We start from the raw sequence: 24,515 nt of genomic DNA, 5'->3' as shown, positions 1-24,515 counted from the left end.
GTGCCTGATATCCGGACGTATGTGCTCGACACCTCCGTGCTGCTATCGGACCCGTGGGCTTGTACCCGGTTCGCCGAGCATGAGGTCGTCGTCCCGCTAGTGGTGATCAGCGAGCTGGAGGCCAAACGCCACCATCACGAGCTCGGCTGGTTCGCCCGCCAGGCGCTGCGCCTCTTCGACGACATGCGGTTGGAGCATGGCCGTCTTGATCAGCCGATTCCCGTTGGGACACAGGGCGGCACGCTGCATGTCGAGCTCAACCACAGCGACCCCGCGGTGCTGCCGACCGGTTTTCGCACGGACAGCAACGACTCCCGGATCCTGACCTGTGCCGCCAACCTGGCGGCGGAGGGACGGCGAGTCACGTTGGTGAGCAAGGACATTCCCTTGCGGGTCAAGGCCGCCGCAGTTGGCCTGGCCGCTGACGAATACCACGCCCAGGACGTCATCGTCTCCGGCTGGACCGGGATGGACGAGGTCGAGGCGTCCGTCGACGACATCGACGTGCTGTTCGACGAGGGCGAGATCGACTTGGCTGCGGCGCGGGATCTCCCGTGCCACACCGGGATACGCCTCCTCGGTGGGAGCTCGCACGCGTTGGGCCGGGTCAATGCGGCCAAGCGGGTGCAGCTGGTCCGGGGTGACCGGGAGGCCTTCGGGCTGCGCGGTCGCTCCGCCGAGCAGCGGGTGGCGCTGGATCTGCTGCTCGACGACTCGGTGGGCATCGTCTCACTCGGCGGGAAGGCCGGCACCGGCAAGTCCGCCTTGGCGCTCTGCGCCGGACTGGAGGCGGTCTTGGAGCGGCGGACCCAGCGCAAGGTGGTGGTGTTCCGGCCGCTCTACGCCGTCGGCGGCCAGGAACTCGGTTACCTGCCAGGTAGCGAGAACGAGAAGATGGGGCCGTGGGCCCAAGCGGTGTTCGACACCCTGGAAGGCCTGGCCAGCCCGGCGGTGCTCGAAGAGGTGCTCTCGCGGGGCATGCTCGAAGTGCTGCCGCTGACCCACATCCGGGGCCGGTCGCTCCACGACTCCTTCGTGATCGTCGACGAGGCCCAGTCGCTGGAGCGCAACGTACTGCTGACCGTGCTGTCGCGGCTGGGCACCGGGTCGCGGGTGGTGCTCACCCACGACGTCGCCCAACGCGACAACCTTCGGGTCGGCCGGCACGACGGTATCGCGGCGGTCATCGAGAAGCTCAAGGGTCACCCGCTGTTCGCCCACATCACGTTGCTGCGCAGTGAGCGTTCGCCGATCGCCGCGCTGGTCACCGAGATGCTCGAGGAGATCAGCGGCCCCGATCTGCGCTGAGCCCCGGTAGGCTGCCTGCGTGCAGTGTCTGCGAATACTTGCCGGTCTGATCGCCATCGCGGTGGTGGGCGCCTGTGCCGCCCCGGCACACCACGCGGCCGCCGGCCCGGTGGACTGCGCTGTGGTCAAGTGTGTGGCGCTGACCTTCGACGACGGGCCGTCGCCCTACACAGACCGGTTGCTGCGGGTCCTGCGTGACGCCGACGCGCGCGCCACGTTCTTCCTGATCGGCAACAAGGTGGCTGCCGACCCGGCGGGCGCCAAGCGGATTGCCGAGGCTGGGATGGAGATCGGCAGCCACACCTGGGAACACCCCAACATGACCACGATCCCGGCAGCGGAGGTGCCTGCGCAGTTCAGCCGGGCCAATGACGCGATCGCCTCGGCGACCGGGGCCACGCCGACGCTGTGGCGCCCGCCGGGTGGGCTGACCGACGACGCGGTGAATGAGCAGGCCGCCAAAGTCGGGCAGGCCGCGATCCTGTGGGATGTCATCCCGTTCGACTGGATCAACGACGCCGACACCGCCGCCACCCGCTACATGCTGATGACCCAGATCAAACCCGGCTCGGTGGTGCTGTTCCACGACACCTACTCGTCGACCGTCGATCTGGTGTACCAGTTCCTGCCGGTGCTGAAAGCCAATGGCTACCACATGGTTACGGTCAGCGAGCTGCTCGGGCCGCGCGCGCCGGGCAGCGTGTACGGGAGCCGGGACAACGGCCCCCCGGTAAACGATCTGCACGACATTCCGGCGGGTGACACCCCGGCGCTGCCCGCCACGCCGTCGCCGCCGCCGATGCCGAACTTTCCGATCACCGACATCCCCGGGGCGAATTCGGGGGGTCCGAACAACGGGGCGTGACAGAATCGGCACGCATGACAGACTTCACCAGACGTGCGATTCTCGGTCGTTTTGCTGCTGTTGGTGTCAGTGCCACAGCGGCATCGGCTCTGGCATCGGCGTGCGAAGGGAAGCCCGCAGAGGGCGGCTCCGTGCAGACCGACAACAAGGTCAAGCCGGCCACCGACGCCACCAAGGCCGCCAACAACAAGGTGCTCGACGCGCTACCGTTCAACGATCGCAGCGACTTCGAGGACGCCCAACACAACCTCATCGCCAAACCCGAGACCCTGACCATCAAAGACGCCGACGGCAAGGTCGTCTGGGATCTGGAGAGCTACAAGACGTTCATCGGTGACGCCTTGCCGGCACCTGACACCGTCAACCCGAGCCTGTGGCGCAACGCGCAGCTGTGCATGAACTATGGCCTATTCAAGGTCGTCGACCGCATCTACCAGGTGCGCGGCTACGACCTGTCGAACATCACCTTCGTTCAGGGCGACACCGGGTGGATCGTGTTCGATACCCTGATCTCGCCCGAGACCGCTAGGGCCGCGCTGGATTTGGTGAACCAGCATCTGGGGGAGAAGCCGATCGTCGCCGTCGTGCACAGCCACTCCCACACCGATCACTACGGCGGGGTACGCGGCATCATCGCGCAACAGGACGTCGACTCCGGCAAGGTCAAGGTGATCGCGCCGGTGAACTTCGTGGAGGACGTCGTCGACGAGAACGTGCTCGCCGGCAACGCGATGTCCCGCCGTGCGGTCTACATGTACGGCGCGCTGCTGCCGCGCGATCCGCAGGGCAGCGTGAACGCCGGTCTGGGGCAGACGGTTTCGACCGGTAAACCGACCTTGGTCATACCGACCGACATCATCGGCACAACCGGGACGAAGCTGACCGTCGACGGTGTCGAGATGGTGTTCCAGATGACGCCCGGCACTGAGGCGCCGACCGAGATGAACGCGTTCTTCCCACAGTTCAAGGCAATGTGGATGGCGGAGAACACCACCAACACCATGCACAACCTGCTCACGCTGCGCGGCGCACAGGTGCGCAACCCGCTCACCTGGGCGGCGTTCATCGACGAAACCATCCGGCTCTACGGCCCCCAGATCGAGGTGAAATTCCAAAGCCACCACTGGCCGATGTGGGGCAACGCCAAGATCATCGACTACTTCAAGCGCCAGCGCGACCTGTACAAGTACACCCACGATCAGTCGGTGCGATTGATGAACCAGGGCTACATCGGCTCCGAGATCGCCGAAGAGATCACGCTGCCGCACGAGCTGAACGACTTCTGGCCGGACCGTGGCTATTACGGCACCCTGCGACACAATTCCCGGGCCGTCTACCAGCGCTACATGGGCTGGTACGACGGCAATCCATCGGATCTCGACGACCTCCCGCCGGCCGACGCCGCCACGAAATACATCGAGTACATGGGTGGGGAACCTGCCGTGCTGCGGAAGGCCAAGGGCGACTTCGACGCCGGCAACTACCGCTGGGCCGCGATGGTGCTCAAGCACGTTGTCTTCGCCAATCCGGACAGCGTCGACGGCAAGAACCTGCTGGCCGACTGCTACGAGCAGCTGGGCTATCAGGCCGAGTCGGGTCCGTGGCGTTCGGAGTACCTGCAAGGGGCATACGAATTGCGCAACGGGGTGCCGAATGTCGCCGCTACCGACACCGCCAGCCCCGACACCATCCGAGCCATGCCCCCGGAGAAGCTCTTCGACTACCTCGCGGTGCGGCTCAACGGCCCGAAAGCCGCGGGCAAGAAGATCACCCTGAACATGAAATTCACCGATCTGAAGTCCGAATACGGCCTGACCGTGGAGAACGCGGTGCTGAACTACGCGCCCGAGCCGGTTCCCGGTGCCGACGCGAGCCTGACCCTCACGAAGGCGACGCTGGATGACATCGAGCTCAAGAACATCACATTGGATGACGCCATCTCGTCGAAGCGGATCACGATCGACGGCAACCGGGGCGCCTTCGATGAGTTCATGGGGCTGCTCGACACCTTCCCCTTCTGGTTCAACATCGTCACCCCTTGATCGGGGGCGGCGAGGTGTCGTAGGTCCGCGTATAATCGAACACATGTTCGAATCGTTGGTGGCGCGGATGCCGGCACCGGGGTCGGTGGCGGAGTTCAATGCGTGGTTTGTGCAGCGTCACCCGCCCACCACGCCGGAGTCGGCGGCATTGGTGGATCGCATCGCTGCCTCGGCGCGGGCGGAGAATCGGGCCGCGGCGGCACACCTGGTGGCGATCGGGGAGTTGTTCGCGCTGCGGTTGAGCCGATGCCGCGAGACCGAGGACTGGGCGATCGACACCACCGCGGCGGTGACCGCCGAGGTCGCGGCGGCGTTGCGGATCAGCCAGGCGCGAGCCGGCAGCCGGTTGCGGTATGCCCGGGCGATGCAGGAGCAGCTGCCGAAAGTGGCCGAGGTGTTTCAGGCCGGCGATATCGATGTGCGGTTGTTTCAGACCATCGTCTATCGCACCGAGTTGATCACCGATCGTGAGGTGCTGGCGGCCGTGGATGCCGAGTTGGCGCTCACGGTGGCCCGCTGGCCGTCGCTGAGCGCGGCCCGGCTAGCCGGGCGGGTCGACAAGATCGTGGCGAAGGCCGATGCCGATGCGGTGCGCCGGCGCAAAGAACGGGCGGCGCAGCGCCAGATCGGGTTCAGCGATCAGGAGGGCGGGCTTTCTGAGATTTACGGCAGCGTGTTCACCACCGATGCCCGTGCTCTGGGGAAGGCGTTGGATGCGTTGGCGGCCACGGTGTGCGAGCACGATCCGCGCAGTCGTGAGGAGCGCCGCGCTGATGCGGTGGGCGCACTGGCCGCGCGTGCGGATCGGCTGGGATGCCGCTGCGGCCGGGCCGACTGCGCGGCAGGGAAACGCCCGGGTGCGTCGCCGGTGATCATTCATGTCATCGCCGAGCAGGCCACCATCGAGGGCACCGGTGACCAGCCGGGCTGGCTGGTGGACGCTGACGGGCTGGTGCCACCGGAGATGGTCGAAGAGCTCGCCAAATCGGCGCGGTTGGTATCACTGGTCCATCCCGGCGATGCCCCTCCGGAAAAGGGCTATGTGCCCTCGGCGGCGTTGGCGGCCTTTGTGCGCTGCCGGGATCTGACGTGCCGCTGGCCCGGTTGTGACCGCCCCGCAACCGACTGCGATATCGACCATACGATTCCCTATGGCGACGGCGGGCCGACACATGCCTCGAACCTGAAGTGTTATTGCCGCACCCATCATCTGGTGAAGACGTTTTGGGGCTGGCGCGATGTCCAGTTGCCGGATGGCACGGTGATCTTGTCGGCACCTTCGGGGCAGACTTATGTCACCACCCCGGGCAGTGCGCTGCTGTTTCCCAACCTGTGTCGGCCCACCGGGGAATTACGGCCACCTGACCGGCAACCGGAGGGACCGTGCGGGGAGCGCACCGCGATGATGCCGCGGCGCCGGCGCTCCCGGGCGCAGAACCGGGCCGCACGCATCAACACCGAACGCAATCAGAACCGCAACGCCCGCGAAGCCCGCCGCGCCGCCCGCCAAGCCACCATGTTCCCCAAAGTCGCACCCGGCAGCGGCGAGGACGACCCACCACCGTTCTAGCCGCAGCTAGGCCTCAACGAGACTGTCGCGCTCCGGTTTCGGAGCGGCACCCAGGAGGATCACCAAGCCCGCCGCGGCGAGCGACATCCCACCGATCACCCACAGTGCGGCCTTGTTGCTGCCGGTGAGATCGGTCAGCCAGCCCGTGACGTAGGGGCCGCCGAAGCCGCTCAGGTTGCCCAGTGAATTGATCAAGGCGATGCCGCCGGCCGCCGCGGCTCCGGTGAGGAACGTCGAGGGGAGCGCCCAGAAGACCGGCATGGCGCACATGATCGAGCACGTCGAGACGGTGACCGCGAGCATCGCCAGGTACGGGTTGGCCATGTACAGCGCTGCCGGGATGCTCACGCCCCCAGCGATCGCGGGAATCGCCACATGCCAGACGCGTTCTCCCGTCCGGTCGGCGTGGCGCGCCCACGGCACCATCGCGACCGCTGCGACGGCCCACGGGATCGCGGTCACGACGCCGCGCCCGATGATGCTGAGCTGACTGCCGTACTGCTGCTGAAATCCGGCGACGATCGTCGGCAAGAAGAACCCGACGGCGTAGAGCCCGTAGACGATTCCGAAGTAGACGAACGCCAGCGCCAGCATCCTGGGATGGCTGAGCGCCTTCCTCAGCGGCCAATGCCCACCCGCCCCGGCCGCCGCCCGCTCAGAAGCCAACGTCGCTTCCAGCCACTGCCTCTCCTCGGCGGACAGCCAGTGGGCCTGCCCCGGCCGATCGGTCAGATAGAACCAGCACGCGAACGCCAGCGCAATCGCGGGCAGGCCCTCGACGAGGAACATGAAACGCCACCCGGAAAGGCCGAGAACGCCGTGGCCCCAGGCAATGACGAATGAGGACAAGGTGGAGCCGATCGCCGTCGACACCGGCACCGCCACCATGAACAGCGAGATCGCCCGGGACCGCTGCCGCTGGGGGAACCAGAACGTGAGATAGAGGATGATGCCTGGGAAGAATCCGGCCTCGGCCACGCCGAGCAAGAACCGCAAGGCGACCAGCGTTTGTGCGTTGGGAGCGAAAGCGATTGCGGTGCTGACGATTCCCCAGGTCAGCATGATGCGTGCCAGCCAGCGTCGGCCGCCGAACCTGTGCAGGGCGATGTTGCTGGGGATCTCCAGGAACAAGTAGCCGAAGAAGAAGATCCCCGAGGCGAACCCGAACATCGTCGCCGTCATCCCGAGTTCGTCGTTCATGCCGTTGGGCCCGGCGAACCCGATATTGACCCGGTCGAGGTAGTTGACGAAGTACAGCAGCCCCAGGAAGGGGACGAGGCGACGAGTCACCTTCGCCATCGCCGATCTGCCCGTCCGCAAGGCAGCGGGATCGGCGGTCATCGCCGTGGCTTAGCCCTTGTCCACCTTGGCCATCGCCAGCACGTCGAGACGGCGGTCCAGCTCGGCCTCGGACAGCTTCTCACCGATCAGCCCGCGGTCGATCACCGTCTGGCGAATCGTCTTGCGCTCCTTGAGGGCCTGCTTGGCCACCGCGGCGGCCTCCTCGTAGCCGATCGCGGAGTTCAGCGGCGTCACAATCGACGGGCTGGACTCGGCGAGCTCGCGCAGGTGCTCCTCATTGGCCACCAGCCCGACGATGCAGCGCTCGGCGAACAGCCGCGAGACGTTGGTCAGCAGCTTGAAGGACTCCAGCATGTTGCGGGCCATCATCGGGATGTAGACGTTGAGTTCGAAGGCGCCGTTGCCGCCGCCCCAGGCGATCGCCGCGTCGTTGCCGATCACCTGCGCCGCCACCTGGGTGACCGCCTCGGGCAGAACGGGGTTCACCTTGCCCGGCATGATCGAGCTGCCTGGCTGCAGGTCGGGAAGCTGAATCTCGGCCAGCCCGGTCAGCGGGCCCGAGCCCATCCAGCGGATGTCGTTGGCGATCTTGGTCAGCGACACCGCGATGGTGCGCAGCGCCCCGGACGCCTCGACCAGGCCGTCCCGCGCCGCCTGGGCTTCGAACGAGTTCGCCGCGGTGCGCAGCTCGGTGATCCCGGTCTCTTTGACCAGCACCTCGACCACCTTGGCGCCGAAGCCCTCCGGGGCGTTCAGTCCGGTGCCGACGGCGGTGCCGCCGATCGCCAGCTCACCCAGGCGGGGCAGCGTCGACTGCACCCGCTCGATGCCCGCGGCGACCTGGCGGGCGTAGCCGGAGAACTCCTGGCCGAGGGTCACCGGAACGGCGTCCATCAGGTGGGTGCGGCCGGACTTGACCACGGTGCGCCATTCGGTGGCCTTGGCGGCCAGCGCGTCGTGCAGTACCTGCAGCGCCGGAATCAGGTGGCGCACTGCGGCTTCGGTGGCCGCGATGTGGGTGGCGGTCGGGAAGGTGTCGTTGGACGACTGCGACATGTTCACGTCGTCGTTGGGGTGCACCGTCACCCCGTTGGCGGCCGCGATCGACGCGATCACCTCGTTGGTGTTCATGTTCGAGCTGGTGCCCGACCCGGTCTGGAACACGTCGATGGGGAACTGGTCGTCGTGCTTGCCGTCGGCGATCTCCGCGGCGGCGGCCTTGATCGCGTCGGCCTTCTCGCGCGCCAGTAGGCCCAGGTCGGCGTTCACCTGCGCACACGCGCCCTTCAGCAGGCCGAGCGCCCGAATCTGGGTGCGCTCCAGCCCGCGCCCGGAGATCGGGAAGTTCTCCACCGCGCGCTGGGTCTGCGCGCGCCACAGCGCACTCACCGGCACCCGGACTTCGCCCATGGTGTCGTGTTCGATGCGGTATTCGGTCTCGCTCATAGGTGTTTTCGTCCTCGCTTGAAGGTCAGGGCAGGGGATAGGCGGCGTGTGCGTCGCCGGTGAAGTCGACCGCCGAATACTCGTTGAGCTTCGACAGGCGGTGATATGCCTCGATCATTCGGACGGTGCCGGACTTCGAGCGCATCACGATCGATTGCGTGGTGCAGCCGCCGGGGTAGTAGCGCACTCCCTTGAGCAGGTCGCCGTCGGTGACGCCGGTGGCGCAGAAGAACACGTTCTCGCCGGAGACCAGGTGCTCGGTGGTCAGCACCTCATCCAGGTCGTAACCGGCGTCCAGGGCCTTCTGCCGCTCGGCGTCGTCGGTGGGCGCCAACTGGGCCTGGATCTCTCCGCCCATGCAGCGGATCGCCGCGGCGGCGATGATGCCTTCCGGGGTGCCGCCGATCCCGGCCAACATGTCGGTTCCCGAGTCCGGCCGGCACGCCGCGATGGCCCCGGCGACGTCGCCGTCGGTGATCAGCCGAATCCGCGCGCCGGCAGCCCGCACGTCGTGGACGAGCTGCGCGTGCCGGGGCCGGTCCAGGATGCAGACCGTCATGTCACGGGGGGACAGACCCTTGACCTTGGCGACCGCCTTGATGTTCTCGGCGATCGGCTTGGTGATGTCCAGGACATCAGCGGCGTCCGGGCCGACCGCGATCTTGTTCATGTAGAACACCGCGGACGGGTCGAACATCGCGCCGCGCTCGGCCACCGCCAGCACCGAGATGGCGTTGGGCATGCCCTTGCTCATCAGGGTGGTGCCGTCGATCGGGTCGACGGCGAAGTCGCAGTCGGGCCCGTCGCCGTTGCCGACCTCTTCGCCGTTGTAGAGCATCGGCGCGTGGTCCTTCTCGCCCTCGCCGATCACCACCACGCCGCGCATCGACACCGAGTTCACCAACTCGCGCATCGCGTCGACGGCCGCGCCGTCGCCGCCCTCCTTGTCGCCGCGCCCGACCCATCGGCCGGCGGCCATGGCGCCGGCCTCGGTTACCCGCACCAGCTCCAAGGCCAGGTTGCGGTCTGGGGGTTCACGGCGAGGAGGTGCGGTCATGGTTGCTGATTCTCCCAGAACAGGATGGGCGGCCCGGAGCTGGGATACTGACTTGCGTGAGCACCGAACCTTCGCAGCCGACCCTCCCGGCCCCGCGGCCTGCCAAACCGCGCCTGCTGCAGGACGGCCGCGACATGTTCTGGTCGATCGCGCCGCTGGTCCTGGCCTGCATCGTGCTGGCCGGGTTGGCTGGGACGTGCTCGTTTCGGCCCGGGGGCATGTCGGCCGGGCCGGTGCCCTCCTACGACGCTGTCGCCGCGCTGAACGCCGATGCCCAGACCCTGGGATTCCCCGTCCGGCTGCCGCAGCTGCCCGAAGGCTGGCAACCCAACTCCGGCAGCCGCGACAGCATCACCGACGGGCGCAGCGACCCGTCCGGTCAGCGGCTGCGCGCGGTCACCTCGCGGGTCGGCTACATCAGCCCGACCGGGATGTATGTCAGCCTGACCCAGAGCAACGCCGACGAGACCGCGCTGGTCACCGCGATTCACCCCGGGCTGCATCCCACCGGTACCGAGGACGTCGACGGCACCCGCTGGGTGGTCTACCAGGGTGACGGCGAGCCGGTGTGGACCACCCGGTTGGCCGGCACGGGCGGGTCGGCGCAGCTGGCGATCACCGGGGCGGCCGGTGCCGAGCAGTTCCGGGTGCTGGCGGCGGCCACCCAGTCGCAGCCGCCGCTACCGACGAGCCGGTAGAAGGACGCGCCAACGACGAGGTTTGGGCTCCTCATCGTGGGTCTGCATCTCCACGCCGTGATACACCGCCAGGTAAACGTCGATGGTGGTGACGATGATGATCATCACCACCGGGCCGATCACGATGCCCCAGAAGCCGAACATGCCGATCCCGGCGAAGACGGCCAGCAGCATCAACGCCGAGTTGAGCCGGGCGTCGCGCGGCACCAGGATCGGCCGCAGGAAGTTGTCGATGTTGGTGACCACGATCAGGTGGAATGCCACCACGAACACCCCGCCGACGACGTTGCCGAACAGTGCCATGCCAACGCCGAACGGCATGGTGACGATGCCCCCGCCGAGCGGGATGACCGATAGCGCCGTCAGCACGATCGCGAAGATGAAGAACGCTTGGTGGAAGCCACCGATGTAGATGGAGGCCGCTCCGGCCACCCCTTGGCAGAACGCGATGACGAACTGGCCGCCGACGGTGCCGCGGACCATCGATCCCATCTTTGCTAGGTAGAGATCGGTGACTTCGGCGCCGAGCGGGTTGAGTTGGCGGATCAGGGTGTGCAGTTCTTCGCGGTGGGTCAGCAGCGCCAGGAACACGTACAAGAAGATGATCGCCGCGGTGATCGCCCCGACGACACCGCCGACGGCGCCCTGCAAACCGTGCAGCAGCAGTTCGCCGCCGCGCTGGGCCACGTTGACCATCGCCCCCCGCAGCGAATCCATGGTCAGCTCGACGTGCACGAACGGAATCCGCTCGAGCAGGCCGTTGACGAATTTCAGCACCTTGTCGCCGAGCGCGTTGGGATCGGTGGCCTGGACCCACTCCGCCACGTCGCTGGCCGTGCGGGTGATCTGGATGACGGCCAGGAAGATGATCAGCCCGACCGGGACGATGACGGCGATCAGCGCGGCCAGCAGTGTGCCGGTGGCCGCCAGTCCGGTGGGCAGGCGTCTGCCGAGGGCACGGAACAGCGGGGTGAACAGGTAGGCGCCCACCGCCGCCACCACGATCAGCACGAAGAAGGTGCGCAAGAAGTACGCCCCGAACAGCAGCGCGATCACGGTGAAGACCGCCAGCGCGCGCCGCTGGGCAGGGGAGAAGTCGGAGTTCACGGACGCGGCTCGTCCCATTTGTCGGCGATGGCTCGCCACGGGTCGGCGAACTTCTTGCCGGAGCGGTAGTAGGGGGCGCGCCACCGCAGCACCACCCGGGCCAACGGCGCGATCATGGCCAACAGGTACCGCTTCGCGCCGGCCTGGGCGGCGGTCTCCGCCAGCATCTGCGGCCACGAGTGGTGCTGGAAGCCCAGCGCATCCTGGGCGCGGCTGGAGTCCATCCAGTCGGTGTTGAACCAGTCGTCGTCGCTGTCGGGGTTGCCGGGCAGGCCGGCGGGCAGGCCGTTGACCAACCCCATGGCTGCGGCCATCGCCGGCGCGACGTCACCCTGCAGGCGGCGGTGGGTGTCGTCGCCGCCGATCAGCAGCGTCTCGCCGAGCACGGGTGCCGTGGTGGCCGCGACGAATGCCGAGGCGACGTCACGCACGTCGACTGTTTGCAGCCGGCCGTCGGCCGGCAGCAGCTGCTCGAAGTACAGGTTGTCCAGCTTGATGTAGGGGCCCGGGTCAACGGTGAGTACTCCGCCGAGTCGCAGGATCACCCAGTCCAGACCGGAGGTGCGAACCAGTTGTTCGGCCTGCACTTTGTGGTCGCCGTAGACGTCGGCGGGATTGGTCGGGGTGTCGGCGGTCAGCACCCCGGAGACCGTGTGCGGGTTGCGGGAGCCGTATACCGCGATGCTGGAGGCCTGCACGAAACGGGGCGGGTCGGGTTGTCCGGCGGCGGCGGCCAGCAGGTGCCCGGTCGCCTCGACGTTGACCTGGTAAGCCAGCTTGCGGCGCTGATAGATCAATGGTGGGATCACCGCGGCCAGATGGATGATCGCGGCGGGTGTGACGGCGCTGAGCAGCTCATCGACCGCTGCCGGGTCGGTGAGGTCGGCATATCGCAGCTGGACCGATTTCGGCAGTTCGGCGGCCGCTTTGCGGTTCGCCGGGATGTCGAGATCGGTTGCCGCAACGCTTCGGCCGTCCGCGACCAATTGACGGACCACCGCCGACCCGACCAGACCGAATGCGCCGGTCACCAACACCGTGCCCACGAGCACCTCCTCAATTAGCGCGATCTTTCCGTGAAAGCGTGATCTGCGATAGCCGTTCGGAACAAACTGGCCCCATGGCCCTGGCCGTCTGCCTGCTGTTCGACCGGCGATCCGAGCGGGCGATGCGGGCCCTGTGGGACCGCATCGAAGCGCGCGGTGTGGCTAGTCTGCGTTCGCATACCCATCGCCGGCACGTGCCGCACGTCTCCTACGCGGTGCTGCGCAGCTGGGACCGCGCCGCGGTGGCAGCGGCGTTGGCCGAGCTGGACGACGGCACGCCGGTGGACCTCAGCTTCGACGGGCTAGGGCTGTTCCGTCGTGGGCGGGCTTGGCTGCTCGCCGGGGTCAGCGCCGATTTCGTGGCGCGTCAACAGCGCGTTGTGGACGCTGTCACGAGCACCGGTGCGCAGTTGCACAAGCACTATCGGCCGGGCATCTGGCTGCCGCACTGCTCGCTTGCCCCGCGCGCTAGGCTGGACCAGCTGCCGTTGGTAGCGGTCGAGGTGTTCAATGTGGTGCCGTTTCAGGCGCGGTTGGACCGGGCGGCGCTGGTCAACAGTGCCACCGGCGAGGTGTTTCCGCTGATGTCGTTGCCGTGACGGCTATTCCGGATGCGGCTCGGCGACCACCGTCGCCAGGTGCGGATGCGCCTCGGCCTTGACCTGTTCGAAGAGCTGTTTGTAGTAGGGCAGGCAGTCGGCCATCGCCTGCTCGGTGGTGAACAGCGGCCGATAGCCGAGATCGCGGCGGGCTTTGTCGATCGAGAAGTAGTTGTTGAGGTAAAGCCGTTCCACCGCACCGGGTTCCAGCAATGGCTGGGGCAGCCCGAACCGGAAGTGCAGCCACTGCCATGCCGCCATCACGTCACGCACCATCCGGCCGGAAACCCGGAACCGCGGCCAGTGCTGGCCGCACGCCTCAATGACCGGGCGGGCGAATTCGAACATGTTGATCGGTTCGCCGTCGTTGATGAAATAGGCCTGCCCCGGCGCCGTTCCGCCCGGCACCAGGTGCTCGGCGGCCAGGATGAAACCGTGAATCAGGTTGTGCACGTAGGAGTTATCGAGCTTGGCGCGTTTGCTGCCGATGAGCACCTTGACGTGCCCGGCGACCACGCTTTCGAACAGCTTGCGGAACATGGTCTGGTCGCCGTCGCCCCAGATCCCCGACGGGCGGATCGAACAGGTCAGCATGTCGCCGATGCCGTTCTCGCCCAGCACGAACTTCTCGGCGACCACCTTCGTCTCGGTGTAGAGGTCGTTGTACTTGGTGGTGTAGGGCATGGTTTCGTTGCCACCGGAGATGGCCTTACCGCCCATCACCACGCTGTTGGATGCGGTGTAGACGAACCGCTTCAGCCCGGCGTGCTGGCCGGCCTGAACCAGATTCTTGGTGCCGTCGACATTGACCGCGAAGCTACGACGACGGATCTCATCGGTGACCTTCGCCCCGCCCTGCAGATCGATGATCGCCGCGGTGTGAAACACCGTGTCGATGCCGGCGACGGCGGCGGCCACCGTCTGCCGATCGCAGATGTCGCCTTGCACCGTCTCGAGGTTGGGGTGGTGCGCCAGCGGCGACGGCGCCCGGTCGAACGACCGCACCTGATAGCCGCGCTCGAGCAGTGTTCTGACGAAATTGGTTCCGACGAAGCCCGAACCGCCGGTGACCAATACCCGGCCGAGTTCGGTTGTCAGTGCTGGATCACCCATCGGGTGAGCATAACTGAACGTGTTCCAGTTCTTCGGCGCGAAGTCACGCCCGGCGGTCGTCGTCGCTGTCGGCGGACAACGCTTCTTGAACCCGCTGGCGGGCGCCGGCCAGGTGCTCTTCGCACCGCTTAGCCAGCTGCTCGCCCCGTTCCCAAAGGCTCAGCGAAGCGTCGAGATCCAAGCCGCCCTGCTCGAGCCGCTGCACGACCTCGATCAGCTCGTCGCGGCAATGCTCGTACCCGAGGTCACTAACGGGCCTCGTCGATCCGGGTTCGTCACTGGTCGTTGGTGCCATCGGTACGTCCTTCACTGGTAGCGGCGATCGCTCCGTCGGCGACGCGGATCCGCAAGTGGGTGCCTTCCGGTGCCTCGTGCACCGAGCGCAGGACATGCGCCGGGCCATCAGTGCGCACCGTCTGCACGACCGCGTAGCCGCGGGCCAGGGTGGCGGCCGGGCCCAGGGTAGCCAGCCGGGCCGACAGGTGCTCGACCCGTTCGGTCTGCACGGTAATCAGTCGGGTGATGTCGCGGCGCACCGCCGCCAGGGCGCGTCCCACTTCCTCGGCGCGCTCGGTCAGTGCACGCAGCGGGTCGGCGAGCACGGGGCGGTTGCGTAACTGGGCCAGCACGCGTTCCTCGCGCACCACCCAGTTGCGCACGGCCTGGGCGCTGCGCCGGCGCAGGTCGTCGACAAGTGCCTGCTCGGCGGCGGCGTCCGGCACGATCTTCTTCGCCGCATCGGTGGGAGTAGCGGCCCGCAGGTCGGCGACCAGGTCGCACAGCGGATTGTCGGGCTCGTGGCCCACTGCGCTGACCACCGGGGTACCGCACGCCGAGATCGCCCGGCACAGCGTCTCGTCGGAGAACGGCAGCAGATCCTCCACACTGCCGCCGCCGCGGGCCAGCACGATCACGTCGACGTCCGGGTCGGCGTCCAGGTCGCGGAGCGCCTCGATGATCTCGGCAACCGCGTTGGGCCCCTGCACGGCGGTGTTGCGCACCGCGAAGCGCACCGCCGGCCAACGGGCGCCGGCGACCGTCATCACATCCCGCTCCGCGGCGCTGGCCCGGCCGGTGATCAGGCCGATCGTGGTCGGCAGGAAGGGCAGCGGCCGTTTGAGCCGCGGGTCGAACAGCCCCTCGGCGTCCAGCAACCGGCGCAGCCGCTCGATGCGGGCCAGCAGTTCACCGATCCCGACAGCGCGAATCTCGGACAGCCGCAACGAGAAGGTGCCGCGGGCGGTGTAGAAGTTGGGTTTCCCGCAGACCACCACCTGGGTGCCCTCGGTCAGCTTGACCGGGGCACCGGCCACCAGTTCGGGGCTGCACGTCACCGTCAGCGACATGTCGGCGGCGGGATCACGCAGCACCATGAACACCGTCCGGACCCCCGGGCGCAGGTTGATCTGGGTGAGCTGGCCCTCCACCCAGACCGATCCGAGCCGGTCGATCCAGCCCTTGACCCGAATGGCGACCGCGCGGACCGGGAACGGGTTCTCGGCAGAACTGCCCGGTGCGGGGGCGGTCACTTCGTGGTTGCGCGGGTGATCCTGTTGGCCAGCAGCGTCTGGAAAGGTGCTCGCGCCTTGGTGGCCTCCTCGTAAGCGAGGAGGGTCTCCAGCTCGTCGACGCTGAGCGAGGCCAGGCGGGCCCGCAGCTGGGCCAGGGTCAGCGTGCCGTAGTCGAGCTCGTCGACCAGGTCAGGAGTGGGAACTTTCGCGTCCGCCGCTCCGCGGTTGTCCGATGTGGCGCCGGTTTCGGTGGGCGGCGCGGGCTGGTCGTCGGCGCCCTCGGTGAACGAGTACAGCGCGAAGCGTCCGTCGGTGCGCGGGGCCGAAGCGGCGTCATCGGAACCGTCGAAATTCACGGTGTCGGCGTAGCCGGCTCCGTTGAAGCCGTCCTCGATGTCTTCGTCGAAGGTGGCCCACTCCGGCTGTTCGTCCTTCGGCGGGAAGAGTGACTCGAGGGTGGAATCGCCCTTGTTGACCAGCTCAGCGATGCCCTGCTGCCAGCGCATCACGGCGTGCGCGGCCTGGCTGGCCAGCGTCATCGGGTAGGTCAGGATGGTTTGCGGCAGCTTCATCGTCTCCTCGACGGCGACGGTTGCCGCGCCGACCAGAAGGCGGACTCCGAATGGTGCAGTAGCCATGGCCACCAGACTGCCTTAACTACCGGTCATCTCCAAGTATTGAGCGCCTCGCCGCGAGCTGGCGGTCCCGTGTCGCCAGACCGTACCCTGGGTGCCATGCCGACCCTCGATATGGAGACTTCCGACAGCTCAGGGGCGCCGGTTGCCGCCGCCTCCACCGGCAAGCGGGTGTTGCTGGCCGAACCCCGCGGCTACTGCGCGGGCGTCGACCGGGCCGTCGAGACGGTGGAGCGCGCGCTCGAGAAGCACGGGGCACCGGTGTATGTCCGCCACGAGATCGTGCACAACAAGCACGTGGTGGAGACCCTGACAAACAAGGGCGTGGTGTTCGTGCACGAGGCCGACGAGGTGCCCGAAGGCGCGATGGTGGTGTTCTCCGCGCACGGGGTGGCCCCGAATGTCCACGAGCTGGCTGCTGATCGTGGCCTGCGGGTGATCGACGCGACCTGCCCGCTGGTGAACAAGGTGCACAACGAGGCCAAGCGGTTCGCCCGGGACGGCTACGACATCCTGCTGATCGGCCACGCCGGCCACGAAGAGGTCATCGGGATCATCGGTGAGGCACCCGATGACGTCCAGCTGGTGGACGGCTTAGATGCTGTGGCCTCGGTGCAGGTGCGCGACGAGAACAAGGTGGTGTGGCTCTCGCAGACCACGCTCAGCGTCGACGAGACGATGCAGACCGTGGTCAAGCTGCGCGAACGGTTCCCCAACCTGCAGGATCCGCCCAGCGACGACATCTGCTACGCCACCCAGAACCGGCAGACCGCGGTCAAGGCGATGGCCCCGGAATGCGAGCTGGTGATCGTCGTCGGATCCCGCAACTCGTCGAATTCCAACCGGCTGGTCGAGGTGGCGCTGGGTGCCGGCGCCGACGCCGCCCATCTAGTCGACTACGCCGAGGACATCGACCCGTCGTGGCTGCACCCCGAATCGGGCGAAGTGCAGACCATCGGCGTCACCTCGGGGGCATCGGTCCCGGAGATTCTGGTCCGCGGCGTGCTGGAGCGGCTGGCCGACCACGGCTACGACACGGTGTTCCCGGTGACAACCGCCAACGAGACGCTGGTGTTCGCGTTGCCGCGGGAGATCCGGCCGGACCGCCGTTAGTCGTCGGCCTCGTCGCCGGCGCTCTTGCGATAACGCACCCGGGAGACCGGGTGATGCGTGGTGCCGGCGCCGTTGCTGCGGCCGGCCGGCGGCCGGCGCCGGGGTAGCGATTCGGGCGCCTCGGTGGGGCGATAACTGCGGGCGCGGGGCTCCGTCCGCGGTGTCGGTTGACTGCGTCGCCGCGGCGGCTCGTCCTGCCAGTCGGGCGCCGGACGCCGCCGGCGGGGCAGTGGTTCGTCGCGCAGCTCCGGCGCCGGGCGCCGTCGCCGTGGGTGCTCTGTCCCCGACACGTCGTCCAGCGGCGGCCGGATGTGGCGTGAGCGGCTCGGGACGGAGCCGTTGGCGGCACGGCGCCGCTCGCCGGAGCGGGCGGCCGACCGGTCCGACGTGGCCTTCCGGGCGGCGCGACGTGCTTCCGGGGTCGCCCGCCGGGGACGGCTGCCCGAGCGCCGTTCGCGTTGGGTCCGCGAGGCCGACGGCTCGATGGCGTGGGCGGGGTTGCGGTTGAGTGCCGCGGTGAGCATGGTGCTGAGCTTGACGAGGAGCGCGGGCCGCCGAGGCGTGCCGTCGTCGTCGGCCGCGGGGGCCGCCGCGCCGCTCAGCATTCCCAGATACCAGCGGATCATCCCGAGCAGTAGCACGGCGGCCGCAGTGAACAGCATCAGCGGGAATCGCTCGATCAGCGGATATCCGCAGTTGATGACGATGGCCTTGAGCCCGGGGAAACCGGCGCCGTGGAACAGCCAGTAGGCGGCCGGCACCGTGCAGAACAGGATCAGCGGAGGCTGAATGACCGCGGTGAACACCGCCGACTGCTGCACCATGAGCACCGCCGCCAGGCAGCCCATCACATACAAGGCGGAGAAGACGGTGCTCAGTTCCTTCTCGCCGGAGCCGGCGTCGAAGGCGACCCCGATGGCGGTCGCCACCACGGCCACCGCTACGGCGCCCCACCACGGAAAACCGGCCGCATTGGGCAGAATCGAACGGTGCTCGGCCGCCACCGCCGACCTTTCCCGCTGTGCTGCCACACACTGACGGTACCGGCTGGCGTCGGCGGGCGCGTACGGCGGGACGCTTCGCGCTCTAGACTTGGCTCCCTGTGAGCCTGAGCCTGGGAATCGTGGGGTTGCCCAACGTCGGTAAGTCGACCCTGTTCAACGCGCTGACCCGCAACGACGTGTTGGCCGCCAACTACCCGTTCGCGACGATCGAGCCGAACGAAGGCGTGGTACCGCTGCCCGACCCCCGGCTGGCCAAGCTGGCGGAGATCTTTGGTTCCGAGCGGATCCTGCCGGCGCCGGTGACGTTCGTCGACATCGCCGGCATCGTCAAGGGCGCCTCGGAGGGGGCCGGGCTGGGCAACAAGTTCCTGGCCAACATCCGCGAATGCGACGCCATCTGCCAGGTGGTGCGGGTGTTCTCCGACGACGACGTGGTGCATGTCGACGGCAAGGTGGATCCCGAGGCCGACATCGAGGTGATCGCCACCGAGCTGATCCTGGCCGACATGCAGACCCTGGAGAAGGCGATACCGCGGCTGGAGAAAGAAGCCCGCAACAACAAGGACCGCAAGCCCATGCTCGAGGCAGCGGTGGCCGCGCAGCAGATCCTCGACAGCGGCAAGACGCTGTTCGCCGCCGGTGTTGATCCCGCTCCGCTGCGCGAGCTCAACCTGCTGACCACCAAGCCGTTCCTGTACGTGTTCAACGCCGACGAGTCGGTGCTCACCGATGCGGCCCGGGTGGCCGCGCTGCGCGAGCTGGTGGCCCCGGCCGATGCGGTGTTCCTCGACGCCAAGATCGAAGCCGAGCTCGTCGAGTTGGACGACGAGTCGGCGATGGAGCTGCTGGAGTCGATCGGGCAGAGCGAGCGTGGCCTGGATGCCTTGGCGCGGGCGGGTTTTCACACCCTTAAGTTGCAGACCTACCTGACTGCCGGGCCGAAGGAGGCGCGGGCCTGGACCATCCACCAGGGCGACACCGCCCCGAAGGCGGCCGGGGTGATTCACACCGACTTCGAGAAGGGCTTCATCAAGGCCGAAGTGGTCTCCTTCGACGACCTAGTCGAGGCCGGCTCGATGGCCGCCGCCAAGTCCGCCGGCAAGGTGCGCATGGAGGGCAAGGACTACGTGATGGCCGACGGGGACGTGGTGGAGTTCCGGTTCAACGTGTAGGTGCGTCCGGTGGGCGACAAGACGAATCGCCCAGTTGGAACCGCAGTAGCGACGGCTTTCAGCGTGTCGTCGGCTGACTGCTGGCTCGTGTCGATGACGTGGTGCTCGAGATCGTTCAGGTCGGCGAACTGATCCCACATCGCGAGGATCGGCTCCGCGTCGAGCAGGGCGTTGGGGGCGGTGCGCCCTTTGGCCCGGGTCAGGGTGACCACACGGTTTGGCCTCAGCACGATGTAGTGCAGCCGCGAATTCGGGTGGCCTGCTGCGCCGTCCCGAAAGTGGTGCAGCATCCACGGTCCGACGACCCCGTCGACGACGACGGTGTATCCGCCCGCGGCGAAGGTGAATGCCGCGTTCACGATCACCCGAAGCACCGTCTGGTTCTGCTGGTCGGCTTCGGGAAGGTAAGGCGGGATCCCGCCGGCGACGATGTCGTGCCAGAAGTCGTCGGTATGCAGATGCACGGCTTGAGGGAACGTCTGGGCCAGTGCTCGGGCGGTGGTCGATTTGCCCGCTCCCGGCGGGCCCGTCACCACGACGATGTCGTTACCCACTTCTGGAGGCTAACCCGGACGGTGAGACGAAGGCTTTAGTTGATGATCTCGTCGCGCTCCTCCGCCCGGAGCGTAGCCAGCCGGTCGCGCCACTCCTGGAGGGCTTCAGGCGTCAGCCGTGGCCAGTCGTCGACTTCTTCGATGACCCGGAGCGGTTCGGTGCTGCGGTAGGAGCGGGTCGGGTTGCCGGGGAACTTCTTGTCGGTGACGTTCGGATCGTTCTCGAACGCACCGGTCGGTTCGACGAGATACACCCGCGGCGGGCGGTCGCCGGCGGCGAGTTCGGCCGCCAGTCCGGCACCGTCGCGCAGGGCGGTGAAATAGATGTGGTTCATGACGATTTCGGGCCGGTAGTTGGAACGGAAGCCTGCGGTGAGCAGGTCTCCGACGCCTAGTTCGGCCTTTGTTCCGTGGTAGAACGGACCTTCGTCGAGCACCGGATCCACCGCGACAGGTTACCGGGCGTGATCTCCCGCGAGATTGCAGCCACGCTGGAGCATTGGCCGAATCACCTGCGCAGCTTCAATTTCGCGGGAACGAAAGTCGCCGACGTGTGGCTCGCCGGTGACCTGACCGCAACGGAGGCAGAGGACGCTCGTCCTCATGGCGGTTGTTGAGGTGATTTACCTGGTGGCGGCGACGCTGTGGATTCTCGTGGTGACCGCAGCGGTGTGCATCGGAGCCCGGTACTTCCTGAAGCTCCGCGCCAGGAGGCGCCGCATGAACGGGTTGATCGACGGTGTGCGCTTATCCATCGAGCGCGCCATGCGCCCGTACCGAGCCGTGGCACGGCCGGTCCTTTCCGCATCGAGAGGACGGCGGTAGGCGCGGGCGGGGCCATGTCGGGGGTCGCGGTTAGCCTGCCCGGCATGAAGTTCATTTCGACTCGCATCATCACCGCCGACGTCCAGCGCCTGGTCGCCTTCTACGAGTTGGTCACCGGCGTCTCGGCGGTCTGGGGCAACGAGCTGTTCGCCGAGATCCCGACACCGGTCGGCACGCTGGCCATCGGCAGCGACAAGACGGTTCCGCTGTTCGGCGCCGGCTCCGCCGAGCCGAGCGCCAATCGCAGCGCGATCCTGGAGTTCATCGTGGACGACGTGGACGCCGAGTTCGAGCGCCTCCGCGGGCACGTGTCCGAGGTCGTGACCGAGCCGACGACCATGCCGTGGGGCAACCGCGCGCTGCTGTTCCGCGACCCCGACGGCAACCTGGTCAATCTGTTCACCCCGGTCACCGACGCCGCCCGCGCCAAATTCGGGCTCTGAGGGCTACCAGATGACGGCGATTCCCGCGGCGGTCAGAGCCAATGCGCCCGCGGCATAGAACAGGGCGCGCGGCGCTTCACCGGAGCGGCGTTGCCGGGCCCGGCCGATCCCGAGCACGGCGCCTAGGGCGATCAGCAGCACCAGCTTGGTACTGATCTTGGGGTAGTTGAGCACCACGTCGGCGGGCCAAGGAGCGGCCAGCGCCAAGCCGGTCAGCAGCGAGAGCACCACGCCGTAGTCCATCACCGGGGTGAGTTGGAAGCGCCGCGCTGCGGCCTCGGCGACCAGTGCCCCGAACGTCACCGCGAAGCCCACAATGTGCAGCAGAACTATTACGTGCCGTAGTACCTCCACGGTGCTCAGGCTAGCCCCTGCCGTGGGCACCGGCCAAGCCCCGGTAGCTGCGCGGCCCACTACTGTTGACCGGCATGACCTCATCGACCACCCGCCTGGCCGCCGTTGTCGCTGCCACCAGCGACCCGGCCGCGGCCGATCCGGCCAGTTCCCAGGTCGTGTTCCGGGCCTCCGCAGTCGCCCACGACGCGGTTGCCAGCACGATCACCATGGGTCGCTACAGCGTCGAAGTCGACGAACCGCCGACGCTCGGCGGTGAGAACACCGCCCCGAATCCGGTGGAGTACTACCTGGGCTCGCTGCTGTCGTGCCAGATCGTCACCTGGCGGTACTGGGCCGAGAAGCTGGGCATCACCGTCGACGAGATCACCGGACGCGCCGAGGGCGACCTCGACGTGCGCGGGTTCTTCGGCCTGGACGACTCCGTCCGGCCCGGTTTCAGCGAGGTACGGGTCGTCATCACGGTGACCGGCCCGGAAACCGAGGAGCGCTACGCCGAACTGCATCGGATCGTCGAATCTCATTGCCCGGTACTGGATCTCACCACCAATCCGACTCCGGTGCGCACTCGCCTCGAGGTCGGTTAGGCAGCGGGCAGCAGGTCCATAAACGCCCGAGCGGCCGGATTGGTCGGCACCGCGGTGCGACCGACGAGCGCCAGCCGGCGGGTGGGCGGCTTGGCGCCGCTGATCGGCCGCAACCGCACGATGTGCAGCCCACTGGGACGGGCGACCGGCTCGGGGACCACGGCCACCCCGAGGCCGTGCTCGACCAGGCTCAGCGCCTGGTCCATCTGACTGGTGCGAAACGCGATCCGCCGCTGCACACCCGCGTCGCGGAACAACGCGGCCACCACCGTCTGCAGACCCAGCCCGGCGGCAAACTCCACGAAGGACTGCTCGGCCAAGTCCGCGATCCGCACCGTGGTGCGCCGGGCCAGCGGGTGTCCGGCGCCGACCACCAGCACCAGTGTTTCGGGGTAGTCGCGCAACGCGGCCAGCCCCGCCGGCAGCGGTGCGGCATCCAGGGCCACGAACGCCAGGTCCAACTCGCCGTCGTCGACCGAGGCCAGCAGATCGGAGGTGGGTGCCTCCCGCAGCAGCACTTGGATCCCGCGATGCCGGGCATGCAACCGCGCGATGGTGGCCGGCAGGTCGACGGCGGTGAACGTCTGCACAACCCCGAGTGCCAGCTGGCCCGCCTCGGCATCGCGGATCGAGGCCACCGCGGACTCCGCGGCGGCCACTTCACGCAGGATGCGCCGGGCGGGTCCCAGTAGCGCGCGACCGGCCGCGGTGAGCACCACCGAACGGGTGGTGCGCTCGAACACGGGCGTGGACACGCTCTTTTCCAGGGCCCGAATCGATGCGCTCAGGCCCGACTGGGAGATGTGCAGTGCCTCGGCGGCGTGGGTGAAGTGGCCGGATTCGGCCACCGCCACGAAGTGCTGCAACTGCCTGATCTCCATCTATCGATTTTAGCGATGAGATCGACTTAATTGTCTTGTTTTACATCAGAGTCGTGCGGGGTGACCATGAACAAATGACCCTCACCACTGAGTCCGCACCGGCGCGGCTGGACCGTCGTCTGGTGCTCGTCATGGCCCTGACGTCCGGCCTGGTGGTGGCCAACAGTTACTACGCGCAACCGCTGGTCGACACCATCGCCGGCCACTTCCACGCCTCGACTACCCGCGTCGGGCTGATCGTCACCGCAAGCCAGGTCGGCTATGCGATCGGCCTGGCGCTGCTGGTGCCGCTCGGTGACTTGCTGGAGCGACGCCGGTTGCTCACCTGGATGCTGGCCGGCACCTGCGTATGCCTGCTCGGGATGGCGTTTGCGCCGAGCTGGCCGGTGCTGGCCGTCGCCGCGGTGCTGGTCGGCTTGGGCTCGGTGGTGGGCCAGGTGCTGGTGCCGTTCGCCGCTACCCTGGCCCGCGACGACGAACGCGGCCAGGTCATCGGCAGCGTGATGACCGGACTGCTGCTGGGCATCCTGCTGTCTCGGGTGGTAGCCGGGTTGATCGCCGCGGTGGCCGGATGGCGGGCGGTGTTCGTCGTCGCGGCCGCCCTGATGCTGGTCGCGTGCGCACTGGTCCGCGCGCTGCCGGTGCACCCGCCCGCCGTCACGATGAGCTATGGCCGGTTGCTCGGCTCGGTCGTCGCGATCATCCGCGAGGAGCCGGTGCTGCGGCTGCGGATGGCCTACGGGATGCTCACCTACGCGTCCTTCGGGGTGTTCTGGACCAGCGTCGGGTTCATGCTCGCCGGCGGGATCTACCACTGGTCCGACGGGCAGATCGGGCTGTTCACCTTCTTCGGGGTGGCCGGGGCGCTAGCCGCCAAATTCGCCGGCGCGTTCGCCGACCAGGGCTATGCCCGTTGGCAGACCGGGGTTTTCACCGCCGTGACCGCGCTGAGCTTCCTGCTGCTGTGGGCCGGCCAGAGCCGGGTCGCCCTGCTCGCCGTCGGGGTGGCGTTGTTGGACTTGGGTATCCAGGGCACGCACATCAGCAACCAGAGTGTGTTCTATCCGCTGCGGCCGACGGCACGCAGCCGGCTCAACACGGCCTACATGACCGGCTACTTCACCGCCGGCTCGCTGGGCAGCGTGGCGTCGGCCGTCGTCTACGGGGCGTGGGGCTGGGGGGCGGTCTGCGTGCTCGGCGCCGTCTTCCCGGTCCTCGGCACACTGGTCTGGATCGGCGAGGTCTGGCCGCAGCGTTGCTACGCTCGCCGGTGAATCAGCGCC

27 protein-coding genes are annotated in these 24,515 nt (G+C 67.8%); 13 read left to right on the top strand and 14 right to left on the bottom strand.

All coding sequences use genetic code 11. From position 1 onward, the window contains the following. The 4 genes from phoH2 to AC5Y4Q_RS12745 all read left to right on the top strand — a co-directional run bounded on the left by phoH2 (position 1) and on the right by AC5Y4Q_RS12745 (position 5,785). Positions 1 to 1,308 (top strand): RNA 5'-3' helicase PhoH2, encoded by a 1,308-nt coding sequence (gene phoH2, locus AC5Y4Q_RS12760; RefSeq protein WP_064921022.1) that lies wholly within the window; start codon positions 1 to 3, stop codon positions 1,306 to 1,308. Between the two features lie 19 nt (positions 1,309 to 1,327). Further along, the gene (locus tag AC5Y4Q_RS12755) at positions 1,328 to 2,173 is read left to right on the top strand and encodes a polysaccharide deacetylase family protein (protein ID WP_125224710.1); all 846 of its coding nucleotides are present in this window, start codon (positions 1,328 to 1,330) and stop codon (positions 2,171 to 2,173) included. A gap of 131 nt (positions 2,174 to 2,304) precedes the next feature. Beyond that, positions 2,305 to 4,215: an alkyl/aryl-sulfatase gene (locus AC5Y4Q_RS12750; RefSeq protein WP_125224711.1), complete on the top strand. Its 1,911-nt coding sequence runs from the start codon at positions 2,305 to 2,307 to the stop codon at positions 4,213 to 4,215. 43 nt (positions 4,216 to 4,258) lie between these two features. Next, positions 4,259 to 5,785, top strand: coding sequence for an HNH endonuclease signature motif containing protein (locus AC5Y4Q_RS12745; protein WP_125224712.1), 1,527 nt, complete (start codon positions 4,259 to 4,261; stop codon positions 5,783 to 5,785). A gap of 6 nt (positions 5,786 to 5,791) precedes the next feature. On the opposite strand, the gene AC5Y4Q_RS12740 is transcribed toward AC5Y4Q_RS12745, so the two are convergent. The 3 genes from AC5Y4Q_RS12740 to glpX are packed head-to-tail and all read right to left on the bottom strand — an operon-like array spanning position 5,792 to position 9,590. Next, on the bottom strand, positions 5,792 to 7,084 hold the full coding sequence (locus AC5Y4Q_RS12740) for an MFS transporter (RefSeq protein ID WP_235663877.1): 1,293 nt from the start codon (positions 7,082 to 7,084) through the stop codon (positions 5,792 to 5,794). 51 nt (positions 7,085 to 7,135) lie between these two features. Beyond that, positions 7,136 to 8,533: a class II fumarate hydratase gene (locus AC5Y4Q_RS12735; RefSeq protein ID WP_064919989.1), complete on the bottom strand. Its 1,398-nt coding sequence runs from the start codon at positions 8,531 to 8,533 to the stop codon at positions 7,136 to 7,138. A gap of 25 nt (positions 8,534 to 8,558) precedes the next feature. After that, positions 8,559 to 9,590 (bottom strand): class II fructose-bisphosphatase, encoded by a 1,032-nt coding sequence (gene glpX, locus AC5Y4Q_RS12730; RefSeq protein ID WP_185746582.1) that lies wholly within the window; start codon positions 9,588 to 9,590, stop codon positions 8,559 to 8,561. Between the two features lie 56 nt (positions 9,591 to 9,646). Here glpX and AC5Y4Q_RS12725 point away from each other — a divergent pair, with 56 nt between their 5' ends. Continuing rightward, positions 9,647 to 10,288, top strand: a complete 642-nt coding sequence (locus AC5Y4Q_RS12725; protein ID WP_499959183.1) for a DUF4245 domain-containing protein — start codon at positions 9,647 to 9,649, stop codon at positions 10,286 to 10,288. On the opposite strand, the gene AC5Y4Q_RS12720 is transcribed toward AC5Y4Q_RS12725, so the two are convergent. Both AC5Y4Q_RS12720 and AC5Y4Q_RS12715 read right to left on the bottom strand, forming a co-directional pair. Next, positions 10,271 to 11,395 (bottom strand): AI-2E family transporter, encoded by a 1,125-nt coding sequence (locus AC5Y4Q_RS12720; protein ID WP_064919986.1) that lies wholly within the window; start codon positions 11,393 to 11,395, stop codon positions 10,271 to 10,273. The genes AC5Y4Q_RS12725 and AC5Y4Q_RS12720 overlap by 18 nt on opposite strands. Then, complete coding sequence (locus AC5Y4Q_RS12715) at positions 11,392 to 12,441, bottom strand: NAD-dependent epimerase/dehydratase family protein (protein ID WP_064919992.1); 1,050 nt, start codon at positions 12,439 to 12,441, stop codon at positions 11,392 to 11,394. Before AC5Y4Q_RS12715 ends, AC5Y4Q_RS12720 begins: the two co-directional genes overlap by 4 nt. A 74-nt stretch (positions 12,442 to 12,515) precedes the next feature. Here AC5Y4Q_RS12715 and AC5Y4Q_RS12710 point away from each other — a divergent pair, with 74 nt between their 5' ends. Beyond that, on the top strand, positions 12,516 to 13,040 hold the full coding sequence (locus tag AC5Y4Q_RS12710; protein ID WP_064919985.1) for a 2'-5' RNA ligase family protein: 525 nt from the start codon (positions 12,516 to 12,518) through the stop codon (positions 13,038 to 13,040). Positions 13,041 to 13,043: 3 nt separating this feature from the next. On the opposite strand, the gene AC5Y4Q_RS12705 is transcribed toward AC5Y4Q_RS12710, so the two are convergent. The 4 genes from AC5Y4Q_RS12705 to AC5Y4Q_RS12690 are packed head-to-tail and all read right to left on the bottom strand — an operon-like array spanning position 13,044 to position 16,302. Further along, on the bottom strand, positions 13,044 to 14,153 hold the full coding sequence (locus AC5Y4Q_RS12705; RefSeq protein WP_499959180.1) for a 3-beta-hydroxysteroid dehydrogenase: 1,110 nt from the start codon (positions 14,151 to 14,153) through the stop codon (positions 13,044 to 13,046). Between the two features lie 43 nt (positions 14,154 to 14,196). Continuing rightward, positions 14,197 to 14,448: an exodeoxyribonuclease VII small subunit gene (locus tag AC5Y4Q_RS12700; RefSeq protein ID WP_064919983.1), complete on the bottom strand. Its 252-nt coding sequence runs from the start codon at positions 14,446 to 14,448 to the stop codon at positions 14,197 to 14,199. Next, on the bottom strand, positions 14,429 to 15,682 hold the full coding sequence (gene xseA / locus AC5Y4Q_RS12695; RefSeq protein ID WP_125224716.1) for an exodeoxyribonuclease VII large subunit: 1,254 nt from the start codon (positions 15,680 to 15,682) through the stop codon (positions 14,429 to 14,431). Before xseA ends, AC5Y4Q_RS12700 begins: the two co-directional genes overlap by 20 nt. Beyond that, on the bottom strand, positions 15,679 to 16,302 hold the full coding sequence (locus tag AC5Y4Q_RS12690; RefSeq protein WP_125224717.1) for a lipid droplet-associated protein: 624 nt from the start codon (positions 16,300 to 16,302) through the stop codon (positions 15,679 to 15,681). The genes xseA and AC5Y4Q_RS12690 overlap by 4 nt, the downstream gene beginning before the upstream one ends. 96 nt (positions 16,303 to 16,398) lie before the next feature. Between AC5Y4Q_RS12690 and AC5Y4Q_RS12685 the strand changes: the two genes are divergently transcribed. After that, positions 16,399 to 17,412: a 4-hydroxy-3-methylbut-2-enyl diphosphate reductase gene (locus tag AC5Y4Q_RS12685; protein WP_082952730.1), complete on the top strand. Its 1,014-nt coding sequence runs from the start codon at positions 16,399 to 16,401 to the stop codon at positions 17,410 to 17,412. Here AC5Y4Q_RS12685 and AC5Y4Q_RS12680 read toward each other — a convergent pair. Beyond that, positions 17,409 to 18,443 carry a DUF6542 domain-containing protein gene (locus AC5Y4Q_RS12680; RefSeq protein WP_064923484.1) on the bottom strand — a complete coding sequence of 345 codons (1,035 nt, stop codon included), beginning with the start codon at positions 18,441 to 18,443 and terminating at the stop codon, positions 17,409 to 17,411. The genes AC5Y4Q_RS12685 and AC5Y4Q_RS12680 overlap by 4 nt on opposite strands. 71 nt (positions 18,444 to 18,514) lie before the next feature. Here AC5Y4Q_RS12680 and ychF point away from each other — a divergent pair, with 71 nt between their 5' ends. After that, entirely contained in the window at positions 18,515 to 19,588 is a 1,074-nt protein-coding gene (ychF, locus tag AC5Y4Q_RS12675) for a redox-regulated ATPase YchF (RefSeq protein ID WP_125224718.1), read from the top strand. Here ychF and AC5Y4Q_RS12670 read toward each other — a convergent pair. Together AC5Y4Q_RS12670 and arr are read right to left on the bottom strand one after the other, a co-directional pair. Then, complete coding sequence (locus AC5Y4Q_RS12670; protein WP_499959176.1) at positions 19,540 to 20,142, bottom strand: AAA family ATPase; 603 nt, start codon at positions 20,140 to 20,142, stop codon at positions 19,540 to 19,542. The two genes, ychF and AC5Y4Q_RS12670, sit on opposite strands and share 49 nt — an antisense overlap. Positions 20,143 to 20,177: 35 nt before the next feature. Then, positions 20,178 to 20,588: an NAD(+)--rifampin ADP-ribosyltransferase gene (gene arr, locus AC5Y4Q_RS12665; RefSeq protein WP_125224719.1), complete on the bottom strand. Its 411-nt coding sequence runs from the start codon at positions 20,586 to 20,588 to the stop codon at positions 20,178 to 20,180. An 18-nt stretch (positions 20,589 to 20,606) separates the two neighbouring features. On the opposite strand from arr, the gene AC5Y4Q_RS12660 reads away from it, so the two are divergent. Genes AC5Y4Q_RS12660 through AC5Y4Q_RS12650 form a run of 3 tightly spaced genes read left to right on the top strand, consistent with a single transcriptional unit; the run spans position 20,607 to position 21,410 of the window. Continuing rightward, complete coding sequence (locus tag AC5Y4Q_RS12660) at positions 20,607 to 20,759, top strand: hypothetical protein (protein WP_165604370.1); 153 nt, start codon at positions 20,607 to 20,609, stop codon at positions 20,757 to 20,759. Next, positions 20,746 to 20,967, top strand: a complete 222-nt coding sequence (locus AC5Y4Q_RS12655; protein WP_065019425.1) for a hypothetical protein — start codon at positions 20,746 to 20,748, stop codon at positions 20,965 to 20,967. Before AC5Y4Q_RS12660 ends, AC5Y4Q_RS12655 begins: the two co-directional genes overlap by 14 nt. A 44-nt stretch (positions 20,968 to 21,011) precedes the next feature. After that, the gene (locus AC5Y4Q_RS12650; protein WP_064923492.1) at positions 21,012 to 21,410 is read left to right on the top strand and encodes a VOC family protein; all 399 of its coding nucleotides are present in this window, start codon (positions 21,012 to 21,014) and stop codon (positions 21,408 to 21,410) included. Positions 21,411 to 21,413: 3 nt separating this feature from the next. Here the strand turns inward: AC5Y4Q_RS12650 and AC5Y4Q_RS12645 are convergent, their stop codons facing one another. After that, positions 21,414 to 21,764 (bottom strand): hypothetical protein, encoded by a 351-nt coding sequence (locus tag AC5Y4Q_RS12645; RefSeq protein WP_064923494.1) that lies wholly within the window; start codon positions 21,762 to 21,764, stop codon positions 21,414 to 21,416. A gap of 74 nt (positions 21,765 to 21,838) precedes the next feature. On the opposite strand from AC5Y4Q_RS12645, the gene AC5Y4Q_RS12640 reads away from it, so the two are divergent. Next, a complete protein-coding gene (locus tag AC5Y4Q_RS12640) occupies positions 21,839 to 22,351 on the top strand; it encodes an OsmC family protein (protein ID WP_064923496.1) in 513 nt (170 codons plus the stop codon). On the opposite strand, the gene AC5Y4Q_RS12635 is transcribed toward AC5Y4Q_RS12640, so the two are convergent. Next, positions 22,348 to 23,232 carry a LysR family transcriptional regulator gene (locus AC5Y4Q_RS12635; protein WP_064923498.1) on the bottom strand — a complete coding sequence of 295 codons (885 nt, stop codon included), beginning with the start codon at positions 23,230 to 23,232 and terminating at the stop codon, positions 22,348 to 22,350. The two genes, AC5Y4Q_RS12640 and AC5Y4Q_RS12635, sit on opposite strands and share 4 nt — an antisense overlap. Positions 23,233 to 23,306: 74 nt before the next feature. Here AC5Y4Q_RS12635 and AC5Y4Q_RS12630 point away from each other — a divergent pair, with 74 nt between their 5' ends. Then, a complete protein-coding gene (locus AC5Y4Q_RS12630; RefSeq protein WP_499959172.1) occupies positions 23,307 to 24,506 on the top strand; it encodes an MFS transporter in 1,200 nt (399 codons plus the stop codon). Positions 24,507 to 24,515: the final 9 nt, after the last annotated feature.

The organism is Mycobacterium sp. NGS16 (genome assembly GCF_059813225.1).
This window is presented reverse-complemented; position numbering and strand designations above follow the sequence as displayed.

What these genes read in the sequence shown, in the direction of transcription:
- AC5Y4Q_RS12745 (WP_125224712.1), top strand. Translation starts at nt 4,259, where the DNA reads ATGTTCGAATCGTTGGTGGCGCGGATGCCGGCACCGGGGTCGGTGGCG.
- AC5Y4Q_RS12740 (WP_235663877.1), bottom strand. Translation starts at nt 7,084, where the DNA reads ATGGCGAAGGTGACTCGTCGCCTCGTCCCCTTCCTGGGGCTGCTGTAC.
- AC5Y4Q_RS12735 (WP_064919989.1), bottom strand. Translation starts at nt 8,533, where the DNA reads ATGAGCGAGACCGAATACCGCATCGAACACGACACCATGGGCGAAGTC.
- glpX (WP_185746582.1), bottom strand. Translation starts at nt 9,590, where the DNA reads ATGACCGCACCTCCTCGCCGTGAACCCCCAGACCGCAACCTGGCCTTG.
- AC5Y4Q_RS12710 (WP_064919985.1), top strand. Translation starts at nt 12,516, where the DNA reads ATGGCCCTGGCCGTCTGCCTGCTGTTCGACCGGCGATCCGAGCGGGCG.
- AC5Y4Q_RS12705 (WP_499959180.1), bottom strand. Translation starts at nt 14,153, where the DNA reads ATGGGTGATCCAGCACTGACAACCGAACTCGGCCGGGTATTGGTCACC.
- AC5Y4Q_RS12700 (WP_064919983.1), bottom strand. Translation starts at nt 14,448, where the DNA reads ATGGCACCAACGACCAGTGACGAACCCGGATCGACGAGGCCCGTTAGT.
- AC5Y4Q_RS12690 (WP_125224717.1), bottom strand. Translation starts at nt 16,302, where the DNA reads ATGGCTACTGCACCATTCGGAGTCCGCCTTCTGGTCGGCGCGGCAACC.
- AC5Y4Q_RS12685 (WP_082952730.1), top strand. Translation starts at nt 16,399, where the DNA reads ATGCCGACCCTCGATATGGAGACTTCCGACAGCTCAGGGGCGCCGGTT.
- AC5Y4Q_RS12655 (WP_065019425.1), top strand. Translation starts at nt 20,746, where the DNA reads ATGGCGGTTGTTGAGGTGATTTACCTGGTGGCGGCGACGCTGTGGATT.
- AC5Y4Q_RS12650 (WP_064923492.1), top strand. Translation starts at nt 21,012, where the DNA reads ATGAAGTTCATTTCGACTCGCATCATCACCGCCGACGTCCAGCGCCTG.
- AC5Y4Q_RS12640 (WP_064923496.1), top strand. Translation starts at nt 21,839, where the DNA reads ATGACCTCATCGACCACCCGCCTGGCCGCCGTTGTCGCTGCCACCAGC.
- AC5Y4Q_RS12635 (WP_064923498.1), bottom strand. Translation starts at nt 23,232, where the DNA reads ATGGAGATCAGGCAGTTGCAGCACTTCGTGGCGGTGGCCGAATCCGGC.
- AC5Y4Q_RS12630 (WP_499959172.1), top strand. Translation starts at nt 23,307, where the DNA reads ATGACCCTCACCACTGAGTCCGCACCGGCGCGGCTGGACCGTCGTCTG.